The 23998-nt window shown below is 63.1% G+C and carries 24 protein-coding genes; 8 read left to right on the forward strand and 16 right to left on the reverse strand.

Annotated elements, in window-relative coordinates; translation table 11 throughout:
- Window positions 1–66 precede the first annotated feature (66 nt).
- From HUN39_RS09165 to HUN39_RS09175, 3 genes are all read left to right on the forward strand, one after another.
- Window positions 67–1827, forward strand: a complete 1761-nt coding sequence (locus tag HUN39_RS09165; protein WP_175094162.1) for a di-heme-cytochrome C peroxidase — start codon at window positions 67–69, stop codon at window positions 1825–1827.
- A gap of 134 nt (window positions 1828–1961) precedes the next feature.
- Window positions 1962–2630: a UdgX family uracil-DNA binding protein gene (locus HUN39_RS09170; protein WP_175094163.1), complete on the forward strand. Its 669-nt coding sequence runs from the start codon at window positions 1962–1964 to the stop codon at window positions 2628–2630.
- Between the two features lie 19 nt (window positions 2631–2649).
- On the forward strand, window positions 2650–3735 hold the full coding sequence (locus HUN39_RS09175) for an alpha/beta hydrolase domain-containing protein (protein ID WP_232366005.1): 1086 nt from the start codon (window positions 2650–2652) through the stop codon (window positions 3733–3735).
- On the opposite strand, the gene HUN39_RS09180 is transcribed toward HUN39_RS09175, so the two are convergent.
- From HUN39_RS09180 to HUN39_RS09200, 5 genes are all read right to left on the reverse strand, one after another.
- Complete coding sequence (locus HUN39_RS09180; protein ID WP_175094165.1) at window positions 3732–4232, reverse strand: TspO/MBR family protein; 501 nt, start codon at window positions 4230–4232, stop codon at window positions 3732–3734. The two genes, HUN39_RS09175 and HUN39_RS09180, sit on opposite strands and share 4 nt — an antisense overlap.
- Window positions 4233–4290: 58 nt before the next feature.
- The gene (locus tag HUN39_RS09185) at window positions 4291–5187 is read right to left on the reverse strand and encodes a hypothetical protein (protein WP_175094166.1); all 897 of its coding nucleotides are present in this window, start codon (window positions 5185–5187) and stop codon (window positions 4291–4293) included.
- Between the two features lie 135 nt (window positions 5188–5322).
- Window positions 5323–6543 carry an alpha/beta hydrolase gene (locus HUN39_RS09190; protein ID WP_175094167.1) on the reverse strand — a complete coding sequence of 407 codons (1221 nt, stop codon included), beginning with the start codon at window positions 6541–6543 and terminating at the stop codon, window positions 5323–5325.
- A 244-nt stretch (window positions 6544–6787) separates the two neighbouring features.
- Window positions 6788–7237, reverse strand: a complete 450-nt coding sequence (locus tag HUN39_RS09195; protein WP_175094168.1) for a baeRF12 domain-containing protein — start codon at window positions 7235–7237, stop codon at window positions 6788–6790.
- Between the two features lie 210 nt (window positions 7238–7447).
- Window positions 7448–7753 (reverse strand): hypothetical protein, encoded by a 306-nt coding sequence (locus HUN39_RS09200; RefSeq protein WP_175094170.1) that lies wholly within the window; start codon window positions 7751–7753, stop codon window positions 7448–7450.
- A 498-nt stretch (window positions 7754–8251) separates the two neighbouring features.
- On the opposite strand from HUN39_RS09200, the gene HUN39_RS09205 reads away from it, so the two are divergent.
- Window positions 8252–8650 carry a carboxymuconolactone decarboxylase family protein gene (locus tag HUN39_RS09205; protein ID WP_175094171.1) on the forward strand — a complete coding sequence of 133 codons (399 nt, stop codon included), beginning with the start codon at window positions 8252–8254 and terminating at the stop codon, window positions 8648–8650.
- A gap of 279 nt (window positions 8651–8929) precedes the next feature.
- Here the strand turns inward: HUN39_RS09205 and HUN39_RS09210 are convergent, their stop codons facing one another.
- The 7 genes from HUN39_RS09210 to HUN39_RS09240 all read right to left on the reverse strand — a co-directional run bounded on the left by HUN39_RS09210 (window position 8930) and on the right by HUN39_RS09240 (window position 16403).
- Window positions 8930–9262 (reverse strand): type II toxin-antitoxin system PemK/MazF family toxin, encoded by a 333-nt coding sequence (locus HUN39_RS09210; RefSeq protein WP_175094173.1) that lies wholly within the window; start codon window positions 9260–9262, stop codon window positions 8930–8932.
- A gap of 49 nt (window positions 9263–9311) precedes the next feature.
- On the reverse strand, window positions 9312–9569 hold the full coding sequence (locus HUN39_RS09215) for an AbrB/MazE/SpoVT family DNA-binding domain-containing protein (RefSeq protein ID WP_175094174.1): 258 nt from the start codon (window positions 9567–9569) through the stop codon (window positions 9312–9314).
- Between the two features lie 145 nt (window positions 9570–9714).
- Window positions 9715–11544 carry an ATP-binding protein gene (locus HUN39_RS09220; protein WP_175094175.1) on the reverse strand — a complete coding sequence of 610 codons (1830 nt, stop codon included), beginning with the start codon at window positions 11542–11544 and terminating at the stop codon, window positions 9715–9717.
- Window positions 11544–12761, reverse strand: a complete 1218-nt coding sequence (locus tag HUN39_RS09225; protein WP_175094176.1) for an SIR2 family protein — start codon at window positions 12759–12761, stop codon at window positions 11544–11546. The genes HUN39_RS09220 and HUN39_RS09225 overlap by 1 nt, the downstream gene beginning before the upstream one ends.
- Before the next feature lie 65 nt (window positions 12762–12826).
- Window positions 12827–14455, reverse strand: a complete 1629-nt coding sequence (locus tag HUN39_RS09230; protein WP_175094177.1) for a CTP synthase — start codon at window positions 14453–14455, stop codon at window positions 12827–12829.
- Between the two features lie 105 nt (window positions 14456–14560).
- Window positions 14561–15757, reverse strand: coding sequence for a preprotein translocase subunit SecG (gene secG, locus HUN39_RS19475; RefSeq protein WP_269750319.1), 1197 nt, complete (start codon window positions 15755–15757; stop codon window positions 14561–14563).
- 166 nt (window positions 15758–15923) lie between these two features.
- Window positions 15924–16403, reverse strand: coding sequence for a hypothetical protein (locus tag HUN39_RS09240; protein WP_175094179.1), 480 nt, complete (start codon window positions 16401–16403; stop codon window positions 15924–15926).
- 245 nt (window positions 16404–16648) lie between these two features.
- Here HUN39_RS09240 and leuB point away from each other — a divergent pair, with 245 nt between their 5' ends.
- The gene (gene leuB / locus HUN39_RS09245) at window positions 16649–17758 is read left to right on the forward strand and encodes a 3-isopropylmalate dehydrogenase (protein WP_175094180.1); all 1110 of its coding nucleotides are present in this window, start codon (window positions 16649–16651) and stop codon (window positions 17756–17758) included.
- A gap of 11 nt (window positions 17759–17769) precedes the next feature.
- On the opposite strand, the gene folE is transcribed toward leuB, so the two are convergent.
- The gene (folE, locus tag HUN39_RS09250; RefSeq protein WP_109024660.1) at window positions 17770–18342 is read right to left on the reverse strand and encodes a GTP cyclohydrolase I FolE; all 573 of its coding nucleotides are present in this window, start codon (window positions 18340–18342) and stop codon (window positions 17770–17772) included.
- A 176-nt stretch (window positions 18343–18518) separates the two neighbouring features.
- Between folE and HUN39_RS19480 the strand changes: the two genes are divergently transcribed.
- From HUN39_RS19480 to smbP, 3 genes are all read left to right on the forward strand, one after another.
- Complete coding sequence (locus HUN39_RS19480) at window positions 18519–19403, forward strand: hypothetical protein (RefSeq protein ID WP_175094182.1); 885 nt, start codon at window positions 18519–18521, stop codon at window positions 19401–19403.
- Between the two features lie 524 nt (window positions 19404–19927).
- On the forward strand, window positions 19928–21184 hold the full coding sequence (locus tag HUN39_RS09260; protein ID WP_175094183.1) for a cytochrome-c peroxidase: 1257 nt from the start codon (window positions 19928–19930) through the stop codon (window positions 21182–21184).
- 126 nt (window positions 21185–21310) lie between these two features.
- A complete protein-coding gene (gene smbP / locus HUN39_RS09265; protein ID WP_175094185.1) occupies window positions 21311–21649 on the forward strand; it encodes a small metal-binding protein SmbP in 339 nt (112 codons plus the stop codon).
- Here the strand turns inward: smbP and murI are convergent.
- From murI to rbfA, 3 genes are all read right to left on the reverse strand, one after another.
- Window positions 21646–22467, reverse strand: a complete 822-nt coding sequence (murI, locus tag HUN39_RS09270) for a glutamate racemase (RefSeq protein ID WP_175094186.1) — start codon at window positions 22465–22467, stop codon at window positions 21646–21648. The genes smbP and murI overlap by 4 nt on opposite strands.
- 129 nt (window positions 22468–22596) lie before the next feature.
- Window positions 22597–23499, reverse strand: coding sequence for a tRNA pseudouridine(55) synthase TruB (gene truB / locus HUN39_RS09275; protein WP_175094187.1), 903 nt, complete (start codon window positions 23497–23499; stop codon window positions 22597–22599).
- Entirely contained in the window at window positions 23496–23879 is a 384-nt protein-coding gene (gene rbfA, locus HUN39_RS09280; protein ID WP_018406168.1) for a 30S ribosome-binding factor RbfA, read from the reverse strand. Before rbfA ends, truB begins: the two co-directional genes overlap by 4 nt.
- Between the last annotated feature and the right edge of the window lie 119 nt (window positions 23880–23998).

Genomic DNA, 23998 nt, shown 5'->3' on the forward strand with positions numbered 1-23998 from the left:
GCTTCGCGTGAGTTTTTGCATGCGTCCACGCGTTTGTAACGGCCGTTTTCATTGAGAAGAATTGAGATGAGCATCACGAAATCCTTCCGCTTCGCCGCCGCGCTTACACTGGTCTTTTTCGCCGCAAGCGCGCCGGCTTCGATGGCGTTGGAACGCGTCGAACAGCCCTCTTCCATTCCGGGCGCCGGCCCTTGGGACGAAAAGGCCTGGAACGATTTTTACCGTACGAGCCAAGGCTCCCGCCTCATCCCCTGGGACTGGATCAAAGCGCTCAAAAAGGCTGACGGCCAACCCTTTCTTGCGGATGGACTGGCCCGCTACGGCTATCTGGCCAACCCCGCGAGCCCGACGCCGGGGCTACCGGTCGGCTTCGTCGTCGCCGATGGCGTCTTGGGACCCAGCTGCGCCGCGTGCCATACGCGGCAGATCGAGGTCGAGGGCAAGGCCTATCGCATCGACGGCGGCCCGGCGCTCGGCGACATGGGCGCGCTTTGGGCCGATCTCGATACGGCGGTCGGGAAGGTTCTCGCGGATGCGGCGTCCTTCTCTGAGTTCGCCAAGGCCGTTCTGGGAAGCGGCTACGATCCGCAAAAAGAGACCAAGCTGCGCGCCGAAGTCGATCTCTGGTATGCGCGCCACCACGCCATCACCGAGGCGGGCCTGCCCAAAGACAGGCCCTGGGGCGCCGGACGCATCGACGCCGTCGGCATGATCCTCAACCGCGTCACCGGCCTCGATATCGGCCCCGGCCCGACGCATATCATTTTGGGAAATATGCGGAAGGCGGACGCGCCGGTGCGCCCGCCGTTCCTTTGGAACGCGCCGCGGCAGGATCATACGCAGTGGCCGGGCTTCGCCGACAATGGCGACCGCATTCTGGCCATGGCCCGAAACGTCGGACAGGTCTACGGCGTCTTCGGCGAATTCTTCCCGGAGAAGGACGCCAGCCATCTTCTGGGCTTCAATTACGTCAAGGCCAATTCGGTCGACTTCAAAGGGCTGATCGAGTTGGAGCGTCTCGTCGAGCGGATCGGCCCGCCGAAATGGCCCTGGCCGACCGACAGGACGCTCGCGGCGCAAGGCAAGCTCATCTACGAACGTCCCTATGAAGAGGGCGGATGCGCCGATTGCCACGGGATCGATCGAGGACAGCCGCGTCTGCTCAATCCGGACACCTGGTGCACGCCCGTTCAGGACGTCGGCACCGACGCGCGCGAATATCAATATTTCGCGCCGGACTGGAAGGTCGACACCGGCGCGCTGACGGGCGCCTTCATCCCCTTCGTGTCCGAGCCCCTTGGCAGAACCGACGCGCCCGTCTCGGTGCTGGCGACCGCGGCGCGCGGCGCAATCCTGCAGCACTTCATTCCTGTAACGGTAAACGGGATTGAGCGAAAGAAAGCCGACGTGGCGCTGGCGATTCTGCAGCCTTTGATCGAAGAGCTGAAGGGCGTCTACAAGATTCCGGGCACGCCGGGCGCAGGACGATGGGCTTGCCGCCGCGCGCCCGAGACGCCGGGCAAACTCAAATTTGAAGCGCGCGTCCTCGAAGGCGTGTGGGCGGCGGCGCCCTATCTGCACAACGCCTCGGTTCCGTCGCTCGCCGAGCTGTTGAAGCCGCCACAGGATCGCGCCGCCGATTTCAAGGTCGGCCCGGCCTATGACATTTCCGCTGTCGGCCTGGCCGCGGAGCAGCCGAAGTCAACCTTCCTGATGAAGACGGACTGCAACAGAGGCTCCGGCGTCAGCCATTGCGGCCACGACTTCGGAACGGCGTTGAGCGCGGCGGACAAGCGCGCCCTGCTCGAATATCTGAAGACGCTGTGATCGGGGCGGCTCGGGACATTGCGCCCCGAGCCGCTTCCTGGCGACGTCGCGCCTTTTTCCTAAATCTGCTTTTCCTCGCGACGGTGTCGCCTATATCGACCTTCTTGGCGTCGCTCGACGCGAGGAAGGGACAGTTGGAGAAATCCGAATTCGTTCTCCGGGCGAAGCCTCCGCCTGCGGTCGACCTGTTCGCCGAAGCCCCTTCGCTTTCGGCGTTGGCCGAGCAAGAAGCCGGCTGCACGCGCTGCCCGCTTTATAAACACGCCACGCAGGTGGTTCCCGGAGAAGGACCGCCGCGCGCCCGCGTGCTGCTGATCGGCGAACAGCCGGGCGATGTGGAAGATGTGTCGGGGCGTCCCTTCGTCGGGCCTTCCGGCAAGCTCCTCGACATCGCGCTGGAGCGCGCCGGCGTCGCCCGCGACAAATGTTTCGTCACCAATGCAGTGAAGCATTTTAAATTCGAGCCGCGCGGCAAGCGCCGTCTGCATAAGAAGCCCGACGCCGGCGAGATCGACGCCTGCCGCTGGTGGCTCGATCGCGAACGCGCCCTGCTTCGTCCCGGACTGATCGTGGCGCTCGGCGCGACCGCGATTCGCGGCGCGCTCGGCCGCTCGGAGGCGGTGTCGCGTCTGCGCGGCGACATCATTGACCTCGATGACGGCGCGCAATTCTTGGCCACCGTTCACCCCTCCTCTCTGCTACGCTTGAAGGATGAATCGGATAAGCGCGAGGCGTGGCGAAGCTTCCTCGCCGATCTTCGCAAGATCGCCCGCTGGATCGAAAAGGACGCGCGCGCCAGTTAGAGGCGCTGCGCTCGTAGGATTGCTGGCCTTTGCCTGCGGCGCCCGCGCCGAACTGCTGAAATTCGAAACGCGGCCCGACGGCGCGAACGAGGCGATGTCCGCGACAGTGAAGCTCGACGGAACGTCTTACGACATCGCCGGAACGCTCGCGAAGCCGCCAAGCGGCGGCGCGACGTCAATCTTGATCGAGACGCAGTCAAGCGAGGACATAAAACCGCTGGCGATCGAACGCGGCCTTGCCGTGCTGACGCTCGATCTTGGCAAGCTCCCCGACAGAGCCAGAGAGCCGGCCTTGCGCGATGTCCTCGGCCATCTTCGCGGCGCGCTCAAGATGAAGCGCGTGCTCGGACGCGCGCAGGGCTCGGACGCCGACGCGATGTCTGGCGCCTCGTCCGCATTCGACGGCCTGTTGCTCCATGACGCGAACCGCGAGCCCGCCGTCCCGACGCGCTTTATCGCGAGTTGGGGCGCCGACGCCTATTGGCGCGAGAAGCCGCGCGTCGAATTCACCAACGCCGCGCCGCCGAACGGTCGGCGCTTTTACCTTGCCGGAATCGCCGCGTCGACCGCGACGGCGAATTGCGTCGCGCCCGTTAACGCACGCCCCTCCGCCCCCGCGCTGCGCGCGCTGTTCGCCGCGCTCGACCACTGGACGGCCAAGGGCGTCGCGCCGCCCGCCTCGCGCGCGCCTCTCGATGGCGATTTAGCGCCCTCGCAGGATTTAAAATGGCCGAAAATTCCCGCCCTGCCCGCGCCGCCCGAGGGCGCGCGCCGCGTTCCCAGGATCGACGCCGACGGCAATGAAATCGCCGGCCTGCGCCTGCCCGACCTCGCGCTCCCTGTCGCGACCTTCACAGGCTTCAACGCGCAAAAGGACAAGAAGGACCCGCCTTGCGCCGCGGGCGCCGCGATTCCCTTCGCGGCGACGAAGTCGGATCGTGAAAAGAACCCCGATCCGCGTCCCGCGCTCGTCGAGCGCTATGGATCGCGCGCCTATTTCGTCGCGACCATGCGCGTCATCGCCGACAAGCTCGTCAAGGAGCGGCTGCTGCTGCAGCAGGACGCCGACGCCTATGTCGCCGCGGCGCGTTCGGCCCCCTTCTAACGATTGAGGACGAAAATCCCGGCGTTGAGATAGGTGGCGAAGGCCACCCAGAAGGCGGTGGGGGCCAGCGAGTATCCCGCGACGCGATCAAGCCGCCAGAACAATACGATCGTGGCGACGAGGAGCGCCGCCATCGGCAAAATAACGAGGAGTCCGAGCTGTGGGCTTCGCGCATAGAAAAAGGCGAAGGACCAAGCCGCGTTCAGAACGAGCTGCGCGAAAAACACGATGATCGCGGCGCGCCGGCCTGGCGTCGCCGGCTCGAGCCGAAGAACGCGATAGAAGGCGTAGGCCATCAATATGTAGAGAGCCGTCCAAGCCGGGCCGAACACCCAATTCGGCGGCGTCAACGGCGGCTTGGCGAGCGTTTCGTACCATGGGATGTTCGGCGTCGTCGCAAAACTGCCGAGCAGCGCGGCGGCGAGCACAGGCGCCGCGGCGGCGGTTCCGGCGACGAGCCGCGACGGTGGATCCCAAAGAGACGTCGAGCGGCTCATTGCGCCTTCTCGCGCCTGCTCACGCTGCGTCCCGCATATCGGGCGCAGCGCGGCGGCTTCAAGGCTGCTGCAGGGTCGGGAAAAAGACCGGCGTCGCGCCGACGCGGACGCTGTTCTGCGACGCGAACATGTCGTCCTTCAGCCAATTGGGCAGGTCGTCTTCGCGGTGGCGGCTGATGAGAGTCTTGTCGCTCTCGCCGAGATAGATGCGAATGCCGCCCCAGACAGCCTTGTAATCATTCTCGCCAACGCGGCTTTCGATGAAGCCGGTGATCGCGGAATGGCCGAGATTCCAGATGAGCGCCTCGCCGCTGACCGCGGCCGCATGCCGCCCACCGACGTAACGATGGCCGACCGAGATTTTGACGTTGTAGGTCGGATAGACGCTGATATCGAACATGTCGAAGAAGCGCCCGCGCCGCGGCTGCCACTGATAGGCGAGATATCCCGGTCCATAGCCCAGCGGCGTGAAGAAATGGCCCGCGCTCTCCTCATAGCCGGCGATGCTGGAGAGCGAGAACGGTCCATAGTAATAGGCGCTTTCAGCGCCGATGCGGAAACGCGTGTCGTCGAGACGCTTGTCGTGAGCGATCGCTCCATAGCCGCCGAGGAGACCCACGCTCGGATCGCGCCAGAAGGCGTGTCCGGCGCCGCCGCTCACGAAGAAGCCGCGATGCGCCGCCGCGATCGCGTCGACCTGAAGGCCGAAACGGTCGCCGACGGGGGCCGTGATCGCCCCCATCCCGCCGGCCGAGGCGTTGTTCAAACGCGCGAAGCCCACCCAGTCAGAGCCGCCGCCAAAACCCTCGAGCTTGCCGTTCACGCCGTCAACGGCGCGCTTGGGTCCGGGGTTTTCCGAGAGCGGAGCCTTCCACCAGGTCGGATTCTCGGCGCGCGCTGAAGACGCAGCGAGGGCGACCGCCAGAACGGCGAGAAGCTGACGCTTGTATGACATTGCGATTGAAGTCCCGTGCGGTGATCGTCGCGAGCGGTCAACCCTAAAGGGCTTCAGCCTCGCTGGCTGTGACATTGCGGCAACAGCCCTCCAAAATAGAATCATCAGACGCATCGAATTCACAGCTGCGTTAAATTAGTGTTGTGTATCAAGCTTTTGAGCGGCGGCGCCCAGATGTTCGCTCAAATTCTCGCGCGTCGCCGGATCGACAATGGCGAAGGGCGCGGCGACCGCCGCTGCGGCCACGCCGCCGACCGCCGAGACCGCCCCCGCAGTCGCGAGTCCAAGGTGATCCCCCAGGCCCGGCTGGCCGTCCCTCAGCGGCTGACCCTGCGCCAGCCTGGCGCCGATGGAGCGCACGACCTGGGGAGAGGACGCGAACTTGCTATGCTCCAAAGGATCGCTGGTGGCGATGCCCGTCAGATCGACGACCTTCACCCGATCCCGGTCGAGGACCTCCTGATAGGGGGACGCCTTCGGATCGACGGCGCCCAGACGCGTATTGCCCCAGAAGCGGCGGGATGCCGCGAGCGCGTCGTCATCGCGCGAGGCGAACAGCGTAAAGATCGAAGGTCGAACGCCGCCGATCTCGGCGATCTGACGCCGGAAGACGTCGAAATCGACGTCCGGCGAGGCGAGCATGACGTTCTGGATTTTCGATCCGATCTGGCCGTTGCGGATCGCCATCTGGCGCAGCGCTTCCAGCGTCACCCAATTGCCCATCGAATGCGCGAGGATCGAAATCTCGCCGACGTCCCGGTCACGCTGCAGCGCCTGCAGCACAAGTTCCAGGGCGTCGCGCGAATAGCTGGCGCTCTCATGATCATAGCCATATTGCAGCAGCCGGCCGCGCGACGGCCAGGTGAACAGCACCGGCGTGACGTCGGCGCGCGAGTCATGAACGATCTGCGCGAAGCGGTAGACCGCCTCCTCGAAACGCGTGTTGAAGCCGTGGACGAACAGAAGCACCTGCCGCTTGGGCGTCTTGCGGATGCGGGCGTTGAAGTCCGCGAGCGCCGCCTCCCGGCTCAACACCTCGGCGCGAACGGTGGCGAATTGGATGGCCGGGTTGGGCGTTGGCCCATCCGGCCACTGCACTTCGCCGATCACGCGGGAGGCGTCGGGCGGGATTGAGACGGCGATATCGGCGAAATGAACGCCATGTCCGCGTTCGCCCGAAAACATGACGCCGGGTTCGGAGTCATCCGGCTGCCGCGTGGTGACGACCAGAAGATCGACGACGCTGGCGCCAGGCGCGACCTGATGGGTGGCGACAAGGGTGCCATGCGGCCGGCTCGCACAAGCGCTGAACGCCAGCGCCAGAAGCGCCGCCAAGATGATCCGCCCGCGCCCCATACGCCGCCCGTACTCAAGTTTTCATGCGCGGCGTCGCCGCTCAGGCGAAGCCAAACACGCTCCGTCCATCATCTTTGCGGCTCAAATGCGACGGTTTTCGCGCGCTGTGTGCAGTCGCACTGATTTCTTGAGAGAAATGCGCCATTATGGCCACGCTCGCTCGAGAGGCGAGCGTTGGAGGCGGGGCTGGGACGAATCGCCTCCGACTGCGCAGGGGAAAGCCTCAAAAACTTTCCCCTGCCTTTCAACCGCGGGTCAACGCCTTTTCGATATCCTTGAGCGGATGGCGGGTCAGATCCTTGGCGAGCTCGCCGACGACCTTGCTTTGCGCCTTGGCGGACAGCTCCTTGCGGATTTCGCCGAGCGCCTTTGGCGGCGCGACGATGGCGATGGCGTCCAATTCTCCTGATTCCGCCGCCTGATTGATGCGATCCGCCATGGCGCGGGCGAAGCGCTCCTCCTCCAGCTCATGCCAGTCGACATTTTGCACGGCGCTGCGGCCGGGCGAGAAGGACGTGAAGCTTCGGCCGGGACGATCCGTTCCCTGTTCATGCGTCGGCGGATTATCGTCGACGCGCGTTTCGACGACGCGAAGGTCGAGGAGTTCGGCGTCGCCGTGATTTTGAAAAAAAAGCGCCCGGCGGCCGTCTCCGACCAGGACCCAGGCGCCATTGCCGACGGAAAATTCGCTCATGATGCTCCCTCGCCTTCCAACGTCGTACTTATCAATCTGGACGTCAGGCGAGGCCGCTCGGCTGCGCCGCGCGCAGCCGCATCATGCGGGCGTCGTATCCTCGCGGGAGTTGGGTCACAAGCCCGACAGCCGTTAGGCGCCCCTTTGCGAAGAGCGCTCTAACGCAAGAATAGCGCGCCGCCGGGCGCGTTCAATCCGCGCTTCGCCGCGTCACGCCGCGAGCTTTTCTTCCTGATCCGCCTTGCCGGGCGCCCGGGTCATCTCCCGCAGCGCGGCGTCGAGCGATCCCGAGCGGCTTTCAGCCTTTACGGCTCTCGTCTGCAGGACAGCGGCCTTCCGCTTGATCGCGCGCTCATTGAGCGCCCAGATCAGCCAGCAGAGGCCGGCGATGCTGATGAGCGCCGTATAGGGTTCGCCAAAGGCGAAAGACGACAGGAAGGAAAAGTCGGGGGCGCATTCCTTCGCGTATTCGCACGCGTCCGACCAGTCCTGAAACCACTGTTTGACCGATTCCATTGTGACCTCCTCGCCGCGCGGACAATTCGACGGGCGCACGCCCCGCGTCGAATCGTGTAGCGCAGCCATATGGCGAACATTGTGCGCTGCAGCATATCGCGCGTCAATTGGGCGCGGCCCGGTCAAATTGGCGCACCGCCTTGAAATGAGGCAGAAAACTCGGCGAGGGGACTCGCTGACGTCCTGCGTTCTCTCCATTGTCATGCGCGCGTGTCGCGGGCCGCGCGAAGCAAAACGCGCGCCACCCTCACAAGCCGAAAACGCAGCAATTCAGGGGGCCCGTGTGGGGTTTTTCTGACAAAAGGGAACGTCAACGCCGCTGGAGAGGAAAGATGCGAACAATGCTTGCCAAATTGATATCGCTTGTAGCGATCGCCTTTGCGCTCTCGAGCTGCGGCGTGAATTATCATTTCAATCCGGGCCCACGCACATGGCCCGCCGCCGCCAACCCTCCCAACAAATGACGTCCCGCTGTCTTCGCTTAAAATGGAAAAAATCATGACCACGGTTCGACTGCTCGCCGACGAAGACCTATCGCCCGAAGCGCGCGCCGTCTTCGCCGACATTCGCGCGACGCGCAAAAGCGACTTCGTCAATAATTTCTGGCGCGCGCTGGCGCATGATCCGGTGACGCTGAAGCGCACCTGGGAGAGCGTCAAGCAGGTGATGGGTCCGGGCGTATTAGAGCCGAAGGTCAAGGAGATGATCTACATCGCCGTCTCCATCGCCCATGCCTGTCCCTATTGCATCCATTCGCACACGGCGAACGCCCGCGCGAAGGGCATGAGCGAAGAGGAATATCGCGAACTGCTGGCGATCGTCGGCATGGCGTCGGAGACGAACCGGCTTGTGACCGCGCTCGGCCTGCCGATTGATGAGGTTTATGAGGTGCGGTGAGCGCGCAGGAGGGGAGTGCGCGCGCTCCAATGGACTAGGCGCGCTGAGGGCGACGCCAGTAAGCAGTCCTCATTCTGAAGAGGCTCCGCAGGAGCCGTCTCGAAGGACGAGGACTGCGGGACCAGAAATTCTCGTCACTGGAGACGCCCCTCGTCCTTCGAGACGCGTGCTCCGCACGCTCCTCAGGATGAGGGGCTCAGGTTGCGCAGTTGAAACGGCTTTGCTCGCCCGCTTGACAGCATCCTCTACGCGTCATGCCCGCGCTTGTCTGCGCGCCGCCTATTCCAGTATCGCCGCGAGTTTCGCCAACGCCTCTTCGACGATCGCCTCCGGCGCGGCTTCGAGCCGGCGGGCGCGGCGCGCGCCGAGGTCGAGCGCGCGGGGCTGGTCGCAACGGATGACGCCGGTCGTCTGCGTCCCGGCGCCGATCAGCGAAACGGCGAAACCTGCGGTGCGCGCTAAATTGCCGCCGCTGGTGATCGGCAGCACGATCGGCGTTTTCGTCAGCCGGTTGAAGGCGCCGGGCGAGACGATGAGCACCGGCCGCGCGCCCTGCTGCTCATGACCCGAGGTCGGATCGAGCGAAACGAGATAAATGTCGCCGCGCTCCATGCGCACATCCCGAAAAAGCGTGAAGCGGTTTTTTAAAAAAGGATTTGCGCTAAATCAGCTCTGCCCCTTGCGGCCTGTCGGCGAGCCAGGCGCGGTCTTCTTCAGACGGCTCGGCCGAGGCGTCGCACTGCGCCAGAAGCTCGTCCAGCGTGTAGCGGGGCTTGGCCGCCGGCTCGATGATGAGCCGGCCATTGTCGACCGAAACGCCCACCGTCGCGCCGGCCCGAAGATTCAGCAGGTCGAGAATCGCCGGCGGCACCGCCAGCATGACCGAGCCGCCGACTTTGCGCAGAGAGGTGGTGTGCATGATGAGTCTCGCGAGAAGTTATATATGAATATAACTCATGCGTTCCCGGCGGCAAGCCTCGCGGGGTTCTCGCAGCTTCTCGGCGTGGATGGCCGGGACAAGCCCGGCCATGAAAGGCTTGCTGCGTAGTCTAATTTCTAACCTATCACCCCGCCATGCGATCTGCGACCTTCTTGATCTCTGGAAGAGCGGCCGCAACATTGCCCCACCCTTCGGCAAACGAAATATCTGCGGACCTTGGGCGCATGTCTTCCGGGACATTGTTCAGCCGGACGCGAGCAGGCAATGCCGCAGCCTCCCCGACAAACAGAGCTTCGCGCCTCGCCAAGGATGGCAACAACTTTATCAAGCCAGCAAGCGTATCTGGTAGAAACCGGCCAACGTGTTCCTGATCGGCCCCATTTGTGAGCCGAAGCACCAGCCACGAATTGCACTGCGACAACACGGTGCTTTCAACGTCGGCGGGCCGTTGCGACACCAGCATCAATCCAATTCCGTACTTTCGGCCTTCTCGCGCGATGCGACGGATTGCGTCCTGAGCAGCCGCATACTGTGCCTCTCCCCGATCGGGCACATAGCGATGCGCTTCCTCGCAAACGAGTAAGATCGGATCCTTCTCCCTCTCGTCGCGGGTTTGGTGGAGTTTGTAAGAAAAGAGCAGCCGGGCAAGCGCCGCAGTTAACGGCCCGGCCACTTCATTGGGTAGGCCTGAAATATCCAGAATTCTTACAGAGGCCGCATTATCTGCGAAGCTTCCAAGGAACTGAGCGATAATATCCTCAAGGCCAGGATCGCCGGCAGCATAGCTTTTCATCAAGAATGCAATCCGGCTATCGTTTCGTAGGACCCTAAGCTTATCCAAAATAGAGGCATACTCTTCGTTAAACTCGCTAGGCGAGACGTCAATCCAGTCTGAGCCCTTTAGTTTTTTCGCTTGGCATTTTCTAATATGGGCTTCGAACTCGTCGAGGCTGAAAGGGAGTGGTCGATCGCGGTTAAAATTCCCGATTGCTGGCTCGTATTTATTGTCAATCGGCTTGGGTACGTCGGGCGGATTGTCGGAGCTTGCAGCAGTAAAGCTGTCGACAGCAGATTTCACAAGTCCGGCAGCATACATTCGAGCATGCGCAAGGGCTTTTGAAACCGTGTTAGCCTGAGACGTGGCCTCAAATTTTGTCTTTCCTACGATCAGCTGCCTGAATTCGTCATTCGACATCAGCCAGTAGGGCAGTTTTACGGGCTTGAAGCTTTGCTTCGTATCACTCGCGTCTTCATAGGCTCGAAAAACAATCGCTTTATTCCCAAACGCGCTGCCATACTCACCATGTGGGTCGATGATAACGATGCGCGGCGAACATGCTCTCTCGGGCTCGGGCCTATGATCCAGAACCGCATGAATAACGGCGGCAACCGCCGTCGATTTTCCTGAACCCGTCGATCCGAGAACCGCACAGTGCTGTCCAAAAAGCTTGTCCATGTCTGCATGGCAACCGACGCCATCAACTCCAACATAACTGGCGAACGAGATAAACTTATTGGTCCCGTCAGGCCGACTCCTTTCAATCGCCGAGTAAAGTTCACGCGATTCCGACGATGTGACTAAGAAAACCGGCTGTAATGGAAGTGGGTATGTTCGCACGCCACGATCAAAACTCAGCCGTGTTGTGCTCGCGATCCAGCGCGCCTCGCCAAACAAGTCCGCTTCAAGAACCCGCCGATCCCAAGCGTCTCGAGACTCAACAGCAGCTATCTCTTCATCCGTTTGCAGGCGCAACATTCTGACCATTGCGAAGAGAATAGTGCGTCCAAGGTATAGCTTGATAAGACTTCCAATCTGGCCAATCGAATAGACCGTGCCTTCATGACTCTGTGTCAATTCATTGAGGTTACGGCGCAAGGAAATCTTGATGCTGGTTCCATTTGTCTCGAAAACCGTGCCAATTTGAAGATCAGGGTTGAATTCGAAATCCCTCATTAAATGCTCTCCGCAATGTCAGGAGGCAGCCCCTCTTCGAGGAGCTGAGTGACGCCAGAGAACGTCCACCAATCGCGTTCCCCCGTTGGAGCTAGAAAATTGGCGTCTGACTTGCCGCGATAAAGGCCTTTCTCGGTTGCAACAAAAATTCTTGGACCAGCACTACTTTGGCACCAACGCTTCAGAACCGGATTCACACCACTAGATGTCTCTCTTGAGAACGCTACAACCGTCGTTCCCGATTGCTCATTGAGAAGGAGACTTTCCATATCGCTATTAATGTGCTCGTCACCAAAGGAATATCCACAGATGAACAACACTTGCCGACGTCCAGCGCCAAGTAATGTTCGAAAGTGCTGAAACATACAGCCGAAAGGATCAAGCCGCGAAGCTACATACTTGGTCGATTGCGGGTAGATTACCACATTGCCCTTTTCGCCAGACCTGTCTGGATAAAGTTCGTCGTGTCGAACTCTGAAAATGTGGCCACGCTCGCTCGCGGCCCGGTACCAGTCAATTGACCCATGCAGCTTCGCGACGATGGCTTTGGGCTTGTCATCTGTTTGCGCTGCGCGGAATGCGTCCTCGCTCCAAAATGCCACGGCCCCACCCGTAAAGCCATCTGCATAAGGAAGGCGCTCAAGCGAAAGCGCATCTTCAATAAGAGTATCGTAGTTTGTGGTGACGAAGTGAACTGGCTCGCGGAATACTTCGACACCCGCCCGTCCAACCCGGTAGAGGGCTCGCACAAACCGTCGATGATCGTCGACGCTGACAATTGGATTGTCTGGCTTGCCGATTTGCTCTTCAGCATTGTCACTCTTGGGCTTGTAACCACTCCGGAGCACGTCGCGGATATGGCCGAGAATCTGATGATGAACAGCTTGAAGCTCAATTTTTTTGATGCGCTTTCCGCCAACCGGAAAACACGCATCCTTCGCACGTTCGGCCAATGCGATCATGTCCCCAAGGTGACTTAAAATATGCTCGATATGGCTGTTAGTCGGCAGTTCAGTTCGAATAAAATTCGTTATCTCAATAGTTTGAGCCTTGTTTGGCCTATCGGTCTCCTCAATGAGCGTACTGACGCGATTGGTGAGCGGATACATCAAAGGAATACCGGCGTTAACGCTTACGCCGGCTCCCAACAGCCAAACTTGGCGGGGAGATCGCAGATGCTCGTCAAATTGCTTGGCTATATCCGAATCAGCGCTCATCGCTGTGAAATCCTAAAACTATTGAGCCCGAAAACTAGAGCAACTTAACTATGCGAAGAGATGGATCACACCAACCGGCTCTGCGCCTTCGCCGCCGCGATAAAACTCGCAAAGAGCGGGTGCGGCTCGAAGGGGCGCGACTTTAATTCGGGGTGATATTGCACGCCGATGAACCAGGGGTGGCCCGGGATTTCGACCGTCTCGGGCAACAGGCCGTCGGGCGAAGAGCCGGCGAACAACAGCCCGCAATCCTCCAGGCGCTCGCGGTAGGCGAAGTTCACCTCATAGCGATGGCGGTGGCGCTCGGAGATTTCCGTCTCGCCGTAAATCCCCGCGATGCGCGAACCCGGCTTCAACAGCGCCGGAAAAGCGCCAAGCCGCATGGTGCCGCCCAGCCCCTCGCCGACGCCGCGCTTTTCGAGTTCGTTGCCCTTGAGCCATTCGGTCATCAGGCCGACGACCGGCTCGGCGCAGGGGCCGAACTCGGTCGAATTCGCCTTGTCGATTCCAGCGAGCGCGCGCGCGGCCTCGATCACCGCCATCTGCATGCCAAAGCAGATGCCGAAATAGGGCACGCCGCGCTCGCGCGCGAAACGCGCCGCCAGAATCTTGCCCTCGGCGCCCCGCTGGCCAAAGCCGCCGGGAACGAGAATGCCGTGCACATGTTCAAGATGCGCGGCGGGATCGGCGCTCTCGAAAATCTCCGATTCGATCCAGTCGAGATTGACCTTGACGCGATTCGCCAGCCCGCCATGCGCCAGCGCCTCGATGAGGCTCTTATAGGCGTCCTTCATCTCGGTATATTTGCCGACGACCGCGATGGTGACTTCGCCTTCCGGGTTATTGATGCGCTGCGTCACCGCGTTCCAGCGGCTCATGTCGGGCTTTGGCGCGGGCTCGATGCCGAAGGCGGCGAGCACCTGCGCGTCCAGCCCCGCCGAGTGATAGGCGCGCGGCACGTCATAGATGTTGGCGGCGTCGCGCGCCTCGATCACCGCCTGTTCGCGCACATTGCAGAAGAGTCCGAGCTTGCGGCGCTCCTCGCGCGGGATCTCGCGGTCGGTGCGGCAGAGCAGAATGTCGGGCTGAATGCCGATCGAACGCAGCTCCTTCACCGAATGCTGCGTCGGCTTGGTCTTCAACTCGCCGGCGCTCGGGATGTAAGGCAGCAGCGTCAAATGGATATAGATGCAGTGATGCGGCGGCAGATCGTTCTTGAGCTGGCGGATCGCCTCGAAGAACGGCAGGCCTTCGATGTCGCCGACCGTGCCGCCGATCTCGATCAGCGCGAAATCGACGTTCTCATTGCCATCGACGACGAACTCCTTGATGGCGTTGGTCACATGCGGAATGACCTGGATCGTCGCGCCGAGATAATCGCCGCGCCGCTCCTTGCTGATGATGTCCTGGTAGATGCGGCCGGTGGTGACGTTATCCTGCTTCGAGGCCGGGCGGCCGGTGAAGCGCTCATAATGTCCAAGGTCGAGATCGGTCTCCGCGCCGTCGTCGGTGACGAAGACCTCGCCGTGCTGATAGGGCGACATCGTCCCCGGATCGACATTGAGATAGGGATCGAGCTTGCGCAACCGGACCGTATAGCCGCGCGCCTGCAACAGCGCGCCAAGCACCGCCGACGCCAAACCCTTGCCAAGTGAGGAGACCACGCCGCCGGTGATGAAGATGTACCGCGCCATGGGACCTAACGCCTAACGCCTTTCCAGCGATTCTGATAGCGGATTCTATCGGGCCGGGGGCGGTTGCCCCCAGCCAAGAACATCGGATGGCGGATTTGAGGCCCGCTACTGGGTCGGCGCTTTCCAGATCGTCGACGGCGCGGGCTTGGTTTCCGGCGCGACGGGCTTCGGGGCTTCCGCGGCCGGAGCCGGCGCGGCTGGGGCCTCCGTCTTCGGCGCTTCCCACTTCAAGCCGTCAGCCTTCGAGGCGTCGGGCTTCGGCGCTTCGGCGGCGGGCGCAACCGCCTCAGGCTTGGGAGCTTCCACCTTGGGAGCTTCCACCTTGGGGGCTTCCACCTTGGGGGCTTCCACCTTGGGGGCTTCCGCCTTGGGAGCTTCGGCGGGCGGCGCGGCGGGCTTCGGGGCTTCCGCGGCCTGCGGAGCCGTCGTCGCCGGGGCCTCCGTCTTCGGCGCTTCCCACTTCAAGCCGTCAGTCTTCGAGGCGTCGGGCTTCGGCGCTTCGGCGGTGGGCGCAACCGCCTCAGGCTTGGGAGCTTCCGCCTTGGGGGCTTCCGCCTTGGGGGCTTCGGCGGGCGGCGCGACGGGCTTCGGGGCTTCCGCGGCCGGGGCCTGCGGAGCCGTCGTCGCCGGGGCCTCCGTCTTCGGCGCTTCCCACTTCAAGCCGTCGGTCTTCGACGCGTCGGGCTTTGGCGCTTCGGCGGCCGGGGGCGTTGCGGGAGCAACCGCTTCAGGCTTGGGAGCTTCGGCAGGCGGCGCGACGGGCTTCGGCGCTTCAGCGGCCGGAGCCTGCGGAGCGGGCTCCTGCGACGGGCGCAGCGCCGGCGCCTCGGCGGCGGACGGAGTCGTCGCTGGCGGGGTTGCGGCCGGCGGCGTCGCTGCAGCCGGCGGCGCCTCTACCGGCGCGCTCTGCTGGCGCTTCTGCTGGGCGCGCTGGAGCTGCTCGAAAATGCTGTCCTTGCCGGGTTCGGGCGCCTTTTCAGGCGCGCCCTGCTCGCCCTTGCCTTCGGTCTTGGGAAGCTCCTTGAGCTGGATCGATCCTGGGTCGAGCGCCTTGGTCCAGTCGTCGCCGCCCTCGCTGCGCCGCTCCCAGGCCGGCAGCACGGTCAGCGCGATGCTGGTGATAAAGAAGATCGTCGCGAGAATGCCCGTGGCGCGGGTGAGCGCATTGGCCTGGCCGCGGCCGGTGAAAACGCCGCTGCCGCCGCCCATGCCGAGCGCGCCGCCCTCCGACTTTTGATAAAGCACCAGAATGACGAGCGCCGTGACCACCATCAGGTGGATCGCGATAATGACCTGCTGCATGTGCACCCTTCCAGCCGCGCCTGAGCCGCGCTCGACGCGCAATCCGTTGGGCGGCCTTTTACACCAAGCGCCACGCGCAAGGAAGGGGATAGGACCGTGCGATCAGCCGTCTAAACGAAGAATCGCGAGCCTTGCGGCTCGCGATCGCCGGCGTCGTGGACGCCGCTCAATAAAAATTGCCGTCCTGGCCCTTCCACTTCGAGCCTTCTTCGTCGAATCGGGTCTCGTCCTTGAACTCGACGACCTTGCCCGGCTCGATATATTGCTTGTCCTTGATCATCTGGTTCTGGATCGTCGTCGAATAATAGCTCGTATTGTCCGAACAGCCGGGCTTCACCGCGCCGCCCTCCGGCTTGCATTCGAGATTGGCGCCGTTCGGGAAGCGCACTTTCGCAGTGTAGTAGAACTCATAGCCGGCGTGACCGGCCCCTTCGACGTCGAGCGGCCAGAAGCGAGTGACTTTGAAGTCCTCGATCACCACGTCCTTGTCGAACTTCTTTTTGATGAGATTTTCGAAGACCTTCTTCGCGTCGTCGGGCTTGGGCTCGCAATTGACGAGGCAGAAGGCCTTGGCGGGCGCGACGCCGGCGAGGGCGCCGAACAGGCTAAGCGCCATAATATGCACGATCGTTTTATAGCTCTTCATCTTTGCGTCTCCCAACTGCGCACAGCCTGCGCATCGCTTCCCGCGGACGTCGCTCGTTGATTGACGCGTCTCGCGCGAAGCCCCCTTGCGTTTGACATTTTTCAAGCTGCACGGCTTAACGCGCTGCGGCAAGGGCGGCGTGCCGGGCGAATTGTCGCACGACCAAAAGAGATTTCGCGCGGTTGCGTCGCCTTGTCGCGCGCTCTATTGACGGCGCGAGTTTCAAAGCCGACGACGAGGTATTCATGGCCGCTTACAAGCTTCTGCTCCTGCCGGGCGACGGCATCGGTCCGGAAATTTCCGCCGAGGCCGAGAAGGTCCTCGCCCTTCTGAACGAAGCGGGCGTCGCGAGCTTCGAGGTCGAGCGGGGACTCGTCGGCGGCGCAGCCTATGACGCGCATAAGCAAGCCATCAGCGAAGCCGACATGACGCGCGCGCTTGAGGCCGACGCCGTGCTGCTCGCCGCCGTCGGCGGGCCGAAATGGGACGGCGTGCCTTATGACCTGCGTCCCGAATCCGGCCTGCTGCGCCTGCGCAAGGATCTGGGTCTTTTCGCAAATCTGCGCCCCGCGATCTGCTACGCCGCGCTGGCCGACGCTTCTTCTTTGAAGCGCGACATCGTCGACGGTCTCGACATCATGATCGTGCGCGAATTGACGGGCGGCGTTTATTTCGGCGAACCCAAGGAGATCACCGATCTCGGCAATGGCCAGAAACGCGCCGTCGACACGCAGGTCTACGAGACCTATGAGATCGAGCGCATCGGCCGGGTCGCCTTCGAACTGGCGCGCAAGCGCGGGAACAAGGTGACCTCTTCCGAGAAGTCGAATGTGATGAAGTCGGGCTATCTGTGGCGCGAGGTCATCACCGCGCTGCATAAGCGCGAATATTCCGACGTGACGCTCGAACATATGCTTGCCGACGCGCTCGGCATGCAGCTCGTCCGCTGGCCCAAGCAGTTCGACGTGATCGTCACCGACAATCTCTTCGGCGACATGCTGTCCGATGAAGCCGCGATGCTCACCGGTTCGCTCGGCATGTTGCCGTCGGCTTCGCTCGGCGCAGCGGACGAAAAGGGCAAGCGCCATGCGATGTATGAGCCCTGCCATGGCTCGGCGCCCGACATCGCCGGCAAGGGCATCGCCAATCCGATCGCCATGATCGGTTCGCTCGGCATGGCCCTGCGCTACAGCTTCGATCTGCCGAAAGCCGCCGACGCCATCGACGCGGCGATCGCCAATGTGCTGGCGAAGGGTCTGCGCACGGCGGACATCAAGGGCGACGCGCCGTCGACCGTCTCAACCAAGGAGATGGGCGACGCGATCGTCGCGGAGCTGAAGACGACTCTGTCTTAGCTCCGCGCGATTTACTTCCCGTGCACCATGCCGAGGAATTCCTCGCGGGTGCGTGGGTCATCGCGGATGACGCCGAGCAGGCGGCTCGTCGTCAGCAGCGAGCCGGTGGTGTTGACCCCGCGCAGCGTCATGCAGCTGTGCTCCGCCTCGATGACGACGCCGACGCCCTGCGGCTCCAGAATATCCTGGATCGCTTCGGCGATCTCGGCAGTGAGCTTTTCCTGGATTTGAAGCCGGCGCGCGAAGCCATGCACGACGCGGGCGAGCTTTGAGATGCCGACCACGCGGTTGTTCGGCAGATAGCCGACATGCGCGCGGCCTGTCACCGGCAGCATATGATGCTCGCAGAAGCTGACGACTCGGATGTCCTTAAGAACCACGAGCTCGTCATAGCCGCCGACCTCGTCGAAGGTGCGCTTGAGGTAGTCGCGCGGATCGACCTCATAGCCGGCGAAAAGCTCGCGGTAGGAACGCGCCACGCGCTCCGGCGTGTCGATCAGCCCCTCGCGACGAGGATCGTCTCCCGCCCATTCGATGAGAACCCGCACGGCCGCTTCTGCGTCAGCTTGAGTAGGTTTGGCCATGCCTTCAGCTCTCCAGGATCGTGGGGACGGATCGCGCCGCCCATCGCTGGATAAAGTCACAGGCTAGAGCGTTTGGCAAAGGCCACTGCCACCCCCATTCGCCAAAAGAAAACGCCGGCGCGCGGGCGCCGGCGTGTCGAATGGAGCCGTTCTCAGGTCAGCGTACGAGGCCGCCGATGGCCGATCCGACCGAGTTCACCGAGCGCTTGACGAAGCCGAAAGGTCCGTCGCTCGCGGGAGGCGGCGGGGGCGGCGCCGCCAGGGCAGGCTCCGGCGCCGCGACGGCCACCGGCGCTTCGGCGACCGGCTTGGGTCGGCTGGCGACCGGCTTCGTCGGCTTCTTCTGCTTCACGACCTTTGCGCGCGGCGCGGGTTTTGGCGTTTCGATCGTCTGCTCGGCCGCGCTCGGCGGCCGCGAAACTGGCGCGGCGGGCGCAGCCGTTTGCGGCGGCTCCAACGCCGCCGCTCTCGGCGGAACGGCCGCCGGCGGCGACGTCGGCGCCGGGGCCGACGGCGTCGTCGCCGTCATGGGCGTCGTCGCCGTCATGGGCGTCGTCGCCGTCATCGGCGTCGGCGTCGTCATGGGCTGCGGCGCCGTCATTGGAAGCGGCGCGAGTTGCGGCGCAGCCGCGGCGCCCGGGGGAACAGGAATGCTCGCGCCAAGCGGCGCAGCCGCCGGGCTCGGCGGCGTCATCGCGGCGCCTGCGGCCGGCGCCGGCTCCGATTGGACGTCCGCGCCAGACGCGGCTTCGGCGGCCGCTGGCGGCGCAGGCTCGGCCGGCGCCCTGGCGCTTTCCTCAAGCGCGGGCGCTTTGGCGGCCGCTTCGTCCGTCGGCGCTGTCTCTTGCGGTTGCGGCGCGGCGCTGCCGAGAACGGGTTCAGCGGCTTCCGGAGCGGCCAAAGGCGGCGCCGTGGCCAACGCCGGATCCTCGCTCGGCTCGACCGTGCTCCACGGCCCCAAGACCCAGGTCAAGGCCGCGAGTCCGGCGATCACCACCGCGGCCGCCGCAAAGAACAAGGCGCGTCTGCCGCCTTCGCGTTCGTCCTCCGGCTCGTCGTAGAATTCTTCGTCGGTCGCATGGACCGCGCTCCAAGCTTCCTCTGCGCGCGGCGCCTGAGGAGAAGGACCCCGATTGATCGCTGCATTCGTCGGCGGGCGTTCGAAGTCCTGAGCCGTTGGCTCGGGGGCGTGGCCGAGGTCGCGGCGCAGTAACTCTTTAAACTGGGCAAATTCAGCCATCAGCTCCTTATCGTCGCCGACATCCATCATGCCTGAACCCTTTCATTGGCCGCGCGCCAGGGACTCGGCGATGAGTCGCGCGCGGTCGCACCATCCGCGCTCAGACAATCGTTAAAATGTGGCTGTACTGCGCCGGGTTGCTTTCAAGACATTAAACCTGCTTAATTTCAGTCTCTTGGATGTGCGTTTACGGCGCAGCTTGCTGCTGCGCGCGCGGCATGCGGCGTAAATTCGCAGCCTTGCTGGAAGATATCCAAATTAACGAAATTGACCTTTGCGCCGCGCGATTCCTAAAGTTTCGCAGGGCGCGAAGAAACGCGCTTTCTTCTCCAACGGGCTGCTCAAGTGACCCTTTCCTATCTACGCAAGGCGCGCCGAGCTGCGCTTTGCGCCGTCTTCACAGTGCTCGGCTCCCCGCTCTACGCACAGCCCGCGCCAACGGGCGCCGGCGCGGAGAACGAACGCGGCCTGACGGCGCTCGAACTCCTCGGCAAGCGCGTGTTCGAAGACGCGAGCCTGTCGCGTCCGGCGGGCGTCTCCTGCGCCTCCTGCCATGACGCTGCGACGGCCTTTCAAGGCAATAATGGTTCGAGCGTCCCTGCCGTGGCGCGGGGCTCGCTGCCGACGTCTCTGGGCAAGCGCAACACGCCGTCGATCATGTATGCGTCCTTCGCGCCGCGCTTCGAATTCATCGACGATAAGGATGAAGAGTCCGGCAAGATCGAAAAAATCCCGGCTGGCGGACAGTTCTATGACGGCCGCGCGAGCGATCTCCTCGCCCAGGTCGAAGGTCCGATGCTCGATCCGCTCGAAATGAACGCCCCGTCGAAACGCTTCATCGTCGAGACGGTGCGCGATGGCGCCTACGCCGACCTCGCCCGCCAGGTCTATGGCGACAAAGTTTTCGCCGATCCGGACGCCGCCTTCGTGAAGCTCGCGCAAGCGGTCGTCGCCTTCGAGGCGAGCGCGCGCTTTCATCCCTTCGCTTCCAAATTCGACGATTATTTGCGCGGGCAAGCGCAGTTGACGGCGCTGGAGAAGAAAGGCTTCGAACTCTTCAAGGACACGAAGAAGGGCAATTGCCTCGCCTGCCACGCCGGAAAGGAAGATTCGCGCAATCCGCAGGACTGGCTCTTCACCGATTTCACCTATGACGCGCTCGGCGGCCCAAGAAACAAAGCGATTCCGAGCGCGGCGAAGCCTGAGTCGGCTCCCGATCTTGGCCTGTGCGCGCGACCAGGACTCGCTGAAATCGCCCCTGCGGACTTCAAGGTCGAGAGCGTCTGCGGCGCGTTCAAAGTGCCGACCTTGCGCAACATCGCCGTCACCGGCCCCTATCTGCACAATGGCGTCTTCGACAAGCTGCGCGACGTCGTCGCCTTTTATGCGACGCGCGACACCGATCCCGGCCGCTGGTATCCCAAAGACCGGCGCGGCAAGCCGGAAAAATATGACGACCTGCCGCCCTCCGCGCATGACAACGTCAACGTCGAAGAGGTTCCCTACGATCGCAAGCCGGGGGAAAAACCGCGGCTGTCCGAAAAAGACATCGACGCCATCGTCGCTTTTCTCGAAACCTTGACCGATCGCCCAAAACCCTAAGGCGCGTCAGCAAGACGCGCAGACATCGCGGCTCTTGCGCGGAACCGTGGGCGCATTAATCTACAAGAGCGGAGCTGACGGCAACGGTCAAGCCCGCGTTTAATCAAGGTTATTGGGAGGGGAACTATGATCCGCAGAACGTTCATCGCCCTCATCTCACTATCTGTCGCGGCGTTGTTCTCGCCAATTGCGCTCGCACAGGAAAACCATGTCGCCGAAGCGATCACCCATACGCGCCAGGCGGTGGACGCCGGTCTTGATGGCAAGGCCGACGGGGTCGTGGAACACGCCAAGGAAGCTTTGAAGCACGCTCAGGCCGCCCAGAAGGAAAAGTCGAACCGCTTCGTGCGCGCCGGCATCGTCCATCTGAAGCAGGCGATCAAGTTTGGCGAAAAGGGCAACGCCAAGGGCGGCGTCAAGCACGCGAAAGAGGCGCTGGCGAAACTCGACCACGCCCCGCACTAGGCGGTAGGGGCGACAGCGGTCAACGCAAGGCCGTAGCGCGCGAGCGTTGCGTCGAGCGGCGCCGGGGGACGGACGCCGCTGGTGAAGATGATGCTACGGGAGACCGGCTGGCCTCCCGGCGCATCTGCGCCGAAGCGCTCGCCAAGCAATTGATCCGCGCGCCGCGCGATCGCTGGCGCGGGGTCAATCCACTCGACCGGCCAGGGCGCAAGCCGTTTGAACTCGTCGACCAGCAGCGGGTAATGCGTGCAGGCGAGAACGATGGCGTCCGTGCGCCTGCCGCCTTCTTCCTGGAAACAGGGAGCAATCTCGGCGCCGATGTCGGCGTCTCTCACGCTTTCCCCATGCATGTGGCTCTCAGCGAGACTCGCCAAGCGTTTCGAGCCCACGAGGGTCACCGAGCAATGTGCGGCGAATTGCGCGATGAGGTTTTGCGTATAGTCGCGCGCCACCGTGCCCTGCGTTCCGAGCACCGAGATCATCTTTGACGTGGTGCGCTCGGCCGCCGGCTTGATCGCCGGCACCGTGCCGACGAAAGGCAAGGCGGGCCAATGCACGCGCAAATAGGGCAGAACGATCGTCGAAGCGGTGTTGCAGGCGATGACCACGATGTCCGGCGCGTGCTCGGCGATCAGCGTCTCCATCAGCTCCACCACGCGTTCGACGAGCTCCGGCTCCTTCCAGGACCCATAAGGAAAGCCGGCGTCATCCGCGCAATACACATAATCCGCGTGCGGGCGCAGCTTGACGGTCTCGGCGAAGACCGTGAGGCCGCCAAGGCCTGAGTCGAAGATGAGGAGTTTGGGCGGACGGGTCATGCGCGGCGAATCTCGGAGCCCATAGGACAAGCTTCGAGGAACAAGATCAACATCGTCGAAATTGCGGCGTCAGGCGCGTGGCGCACCTGTCCTCGCGATGGCCGTCAGCAGTCGGCGAGACACGCTTGGTCAGAACGGCAGATTAAACACCCGCGCCGGCGCCAGCGCGCCCTGGACGATTTCGCCGAAGGCGACCGGCACGCCACCGCAAGCGGCGTAGACAATGCCCTCATGCGGCGCGTCGCGGCCGCGCAAAATCACCGAGCCGCCGCGCCGCAACCGCGCCGCCGTGTCGCGATCGACGACGACGCAAGGCAGTTCGGCCAGTCCAGCCTCGACCGACAGCAGCGCCTCAGCGGCCATGTTCTGAGTTTCGATCTCGTCGAGCGTATAGGCGTCTTCCTCGAGGAAAGGTCCGACGCGGGTGCGTCTCAGCGCCGTGACATGGCCGAAGCAGCCCAATATCCGGCCGAGATCCCGCGCCACCGCGCGCACATAAGCGCCCTTGCCGCATTCCATGACGAATGTCGCGTCGTCGCGAGACGCGTCGATCAGCGTCAGCGAGCGGATCCTGACCGCTCGCGGCTTCAAATCGACCAGCTCCCCCTCGCGGGCGATGTCATAGGCGCGCTCGCCGGCGATTTTGATCGCCGAAAACTGCGGGGGCGTCTGCATGATTTCGCCGACGAACTGCGGCAGCAGAGCTTCGATTGCGGCGCGCTCCGGCCGCATGGCGCTCTCCCGCATCGCGCGCCCATCAGAATCGTCGGTATCGGTCTCGACGCCCCAAAGCACGGTGAAGCGATAGGCCTTCTCGCCGTCCTGAACGAAAGGCACGGTCTTTGTCGCTTCCCCGAAGGCGACGGGAAGAATGCCGGACGCGAGCGGATCGAGGGTGCCCGCATGGCCTGCCTTTTGGGCGTTGTAGATGCGCTTGAGGCGCGACACCGCCTGTGTGGACGTGAGCCCGACAGGCTTATCCAGCGCCACCCAGCCGTCGACGACAACGCGGTCCGATCTTTTTTTGCTCATTCCTCAACGCCATCCTCTTTGGCGTCGTCGCCATCGGCGAGATCGCGCTTCACACGGTCGGAACTGAGCAGCGCGTCGATGCGCGACACATTGTCGAATGTGTCGTCGATGCGAAAGCGGATTTCGGGCGCGAACTTCAAATTCACCTCTTGCACAATCTCTCCGCGCAAAAATCGCTTGTGGCGATCCAGCGCGGCGAGCACCTCCGGCTCATCCTTGCCGCCAAGCGGAACGACGTAAATCGTCGCGAGCTTGAGATCGGGACTCATCTTCACCCGCGAAACAGTCACGACATGCTGTTCGAGCACCGGATCGCTGATTTCGCCCCGCGTGAGCAGCCGGGCGGCGGCGTGGCGCACGAGTTCGCCGACACGCAACATGCGCTGCGACGGCGCGCCCGCCTGTGAGTGATGAACTCTGGACATTTTGGACCCGATGATTGCAGTCGTCTCACGCCCGCGCCTGTGGCAGACATCCCGCGCATGAAGCGTAACGAATG

Source organism: Methylocystis silviterrae (assembly GCF_013350005.1).
In the GTDB taxonomy this organism is placed as follows: Bacteria; Pseudomonadota; Alphaproteobacteria; order Rhizobiales; family Beijerinckiaceae; genus Methylocystis; species Methylocystis silviterrae.

Excerpts from the sequence above, each read along its gene's own strand:
- HUN39_RS09165 (WP_175094162.1), top strand. The coding sequence starts at position 67 with ATGAGCATCACGAAATCCTTCCGCTTCGCCGCCGCGCTTACACTGGTC.
- HUN39_RS09180 (WP_175094165.1), bottom strand. The coding sequence starts at position 4,232 with ATGAGCCGCTCGACGTCTCTTTGGGATCCACCGTCGCGGCTCGTCGCC.
- HUN39_RS09185 (WP_175094166.1), bottom strand. The coding sequence starts at position 5,187 with ATGTCATACAAGCGTCAGCTTCTCGCCGTTCTGGCGGTCGCCCTCGCT.
- HUN39_RS09190 (WP_175094167.1), bottom strand. The coding sequence starts at position 6,543 with ATGGGGCGCGGGCGGATCATCTTGGCGGCGCTTCTGGCGCTGGCGTTC.
- HUN39_RS09195 (WP_175094168.1), bottom strand. The coding sequence starts at position 7,237 with ATGAGCGAATTTTCCGTCGGCAATGGCGCCTGGGTCCTGGTCGGAGAC.
- HUN39_RS09200 (WP_175094170.1), bottom strand. The coding sequence starts at position 7,753 with ATGGAATCGGTCAAACAGTGGTTTCAGGACTGGTCGGACGCGTGCGAA.
- HUN39_RS09205 (WP_175094171.1), top strand. The coding sequence starts at position 8,252 with ATGACCACGGTTCGACTGCTCGCCGACGAAGACCTATCGCCCGAAGCG.
- HUN39_RS09210 (WP_175094173.1), bottom strand. The coding sequence starts at position 9,262 with ATGGAGCGCGGCGACATTTATCTCGTTTCGCTCGATCCGACCTCGGGT.
- HUN39_RS09215 (WP_175094174.1), bottom strand. The coding sequence starts at position 9,569 with ATGCACACCACCTCTCTGCGCAAAGTCGGCGGCTCGGTCATGCTGGCG.
- HUN39_RS09220 (WP_175094175.1), bottom strand. The coding sequence starts at position 11,544 with ATGAGGGATTTCGAATTCAACCCTGATCTTCAAATTGGCACGGTTTTC.
- HUN39_RS09225 (WP_175094176.1), bottom strand. The coding sequence starts at position 12,761 with ATGAGCGCTGATTCGGATATAGCCAAGCAATTTGACGAGCATCTGCGA.
- HUN39_RS09230 (WP_175094177.1), bottom strand. The coding sequence starts at position 14,455 with ATGGCGCGGTACATCTTCATCACCGGCGGCGTGGTCTCCTCACTTGGC.
- secG (WP_269750319.1), bottom strand. The coding sequence starts at position 15,757 with ATGCAGCAGGTCATTATCGCGATCCACCTGATGGTGGTCACGGCGCTC.
- HUN39_RS09240 (WP_175094179.1), bottom strand. The coding sequence starts at position 16,403 with ATGAAGAGCTATAAAACGATCGTGCATATTATGGCGCTTAGCCTGTTC.
- leuB (WP_175094180.1), top strand. The coding sequence starts at position 16,649 with ATGGCCGCTTACAAGCTTCTGCTCCTGCCGGGCGACGGCATCGGTCCG.
- folE (WP_109024660.1), bottom strand. The coding sequence starts at position 18,342 with ATGGCCAAACCTACTCAAGCTGACGCAGAAGCGGCCGTGCGGGTTCTC.
- HUN39_RS19480 (WP_175094182.1), top strand. The coding sequence starts at position 18,519 with ATGGCCGATCCGACCGAGTTCACCGAGCGCTTGACGAAGCCGAAAGGT.
- smbP (WP_175094185.1), top strand. The coding sequence starts at position 21,311 with ATGATCCGCAGAACGTTCATCGCCCTCATCTCACTATCTGTCGCGGCG.
- murI (WP_175094186.1), bottom strand. The coding sequence starts at position 22,467 with ATGACCCGTCCGCCCAAACTCCTCATCTTCGACTCAGGCCTTGGCGGC.
- truB (WP_175094187.1), bottom strand. The coding sequence starts at position 23,499 with ATGAGCAAAAAAAGATCGGACCGCGTTGTCGTCGACGGCTGGGTGGCG.
- rbfA (WP_018406168.1), bottom strand. The coding sequence starts at position 23,879 with ATGTTGCGTGTCGGCGAACTCGTGCGCCACGCCGCCGCCCGGCTGCTC.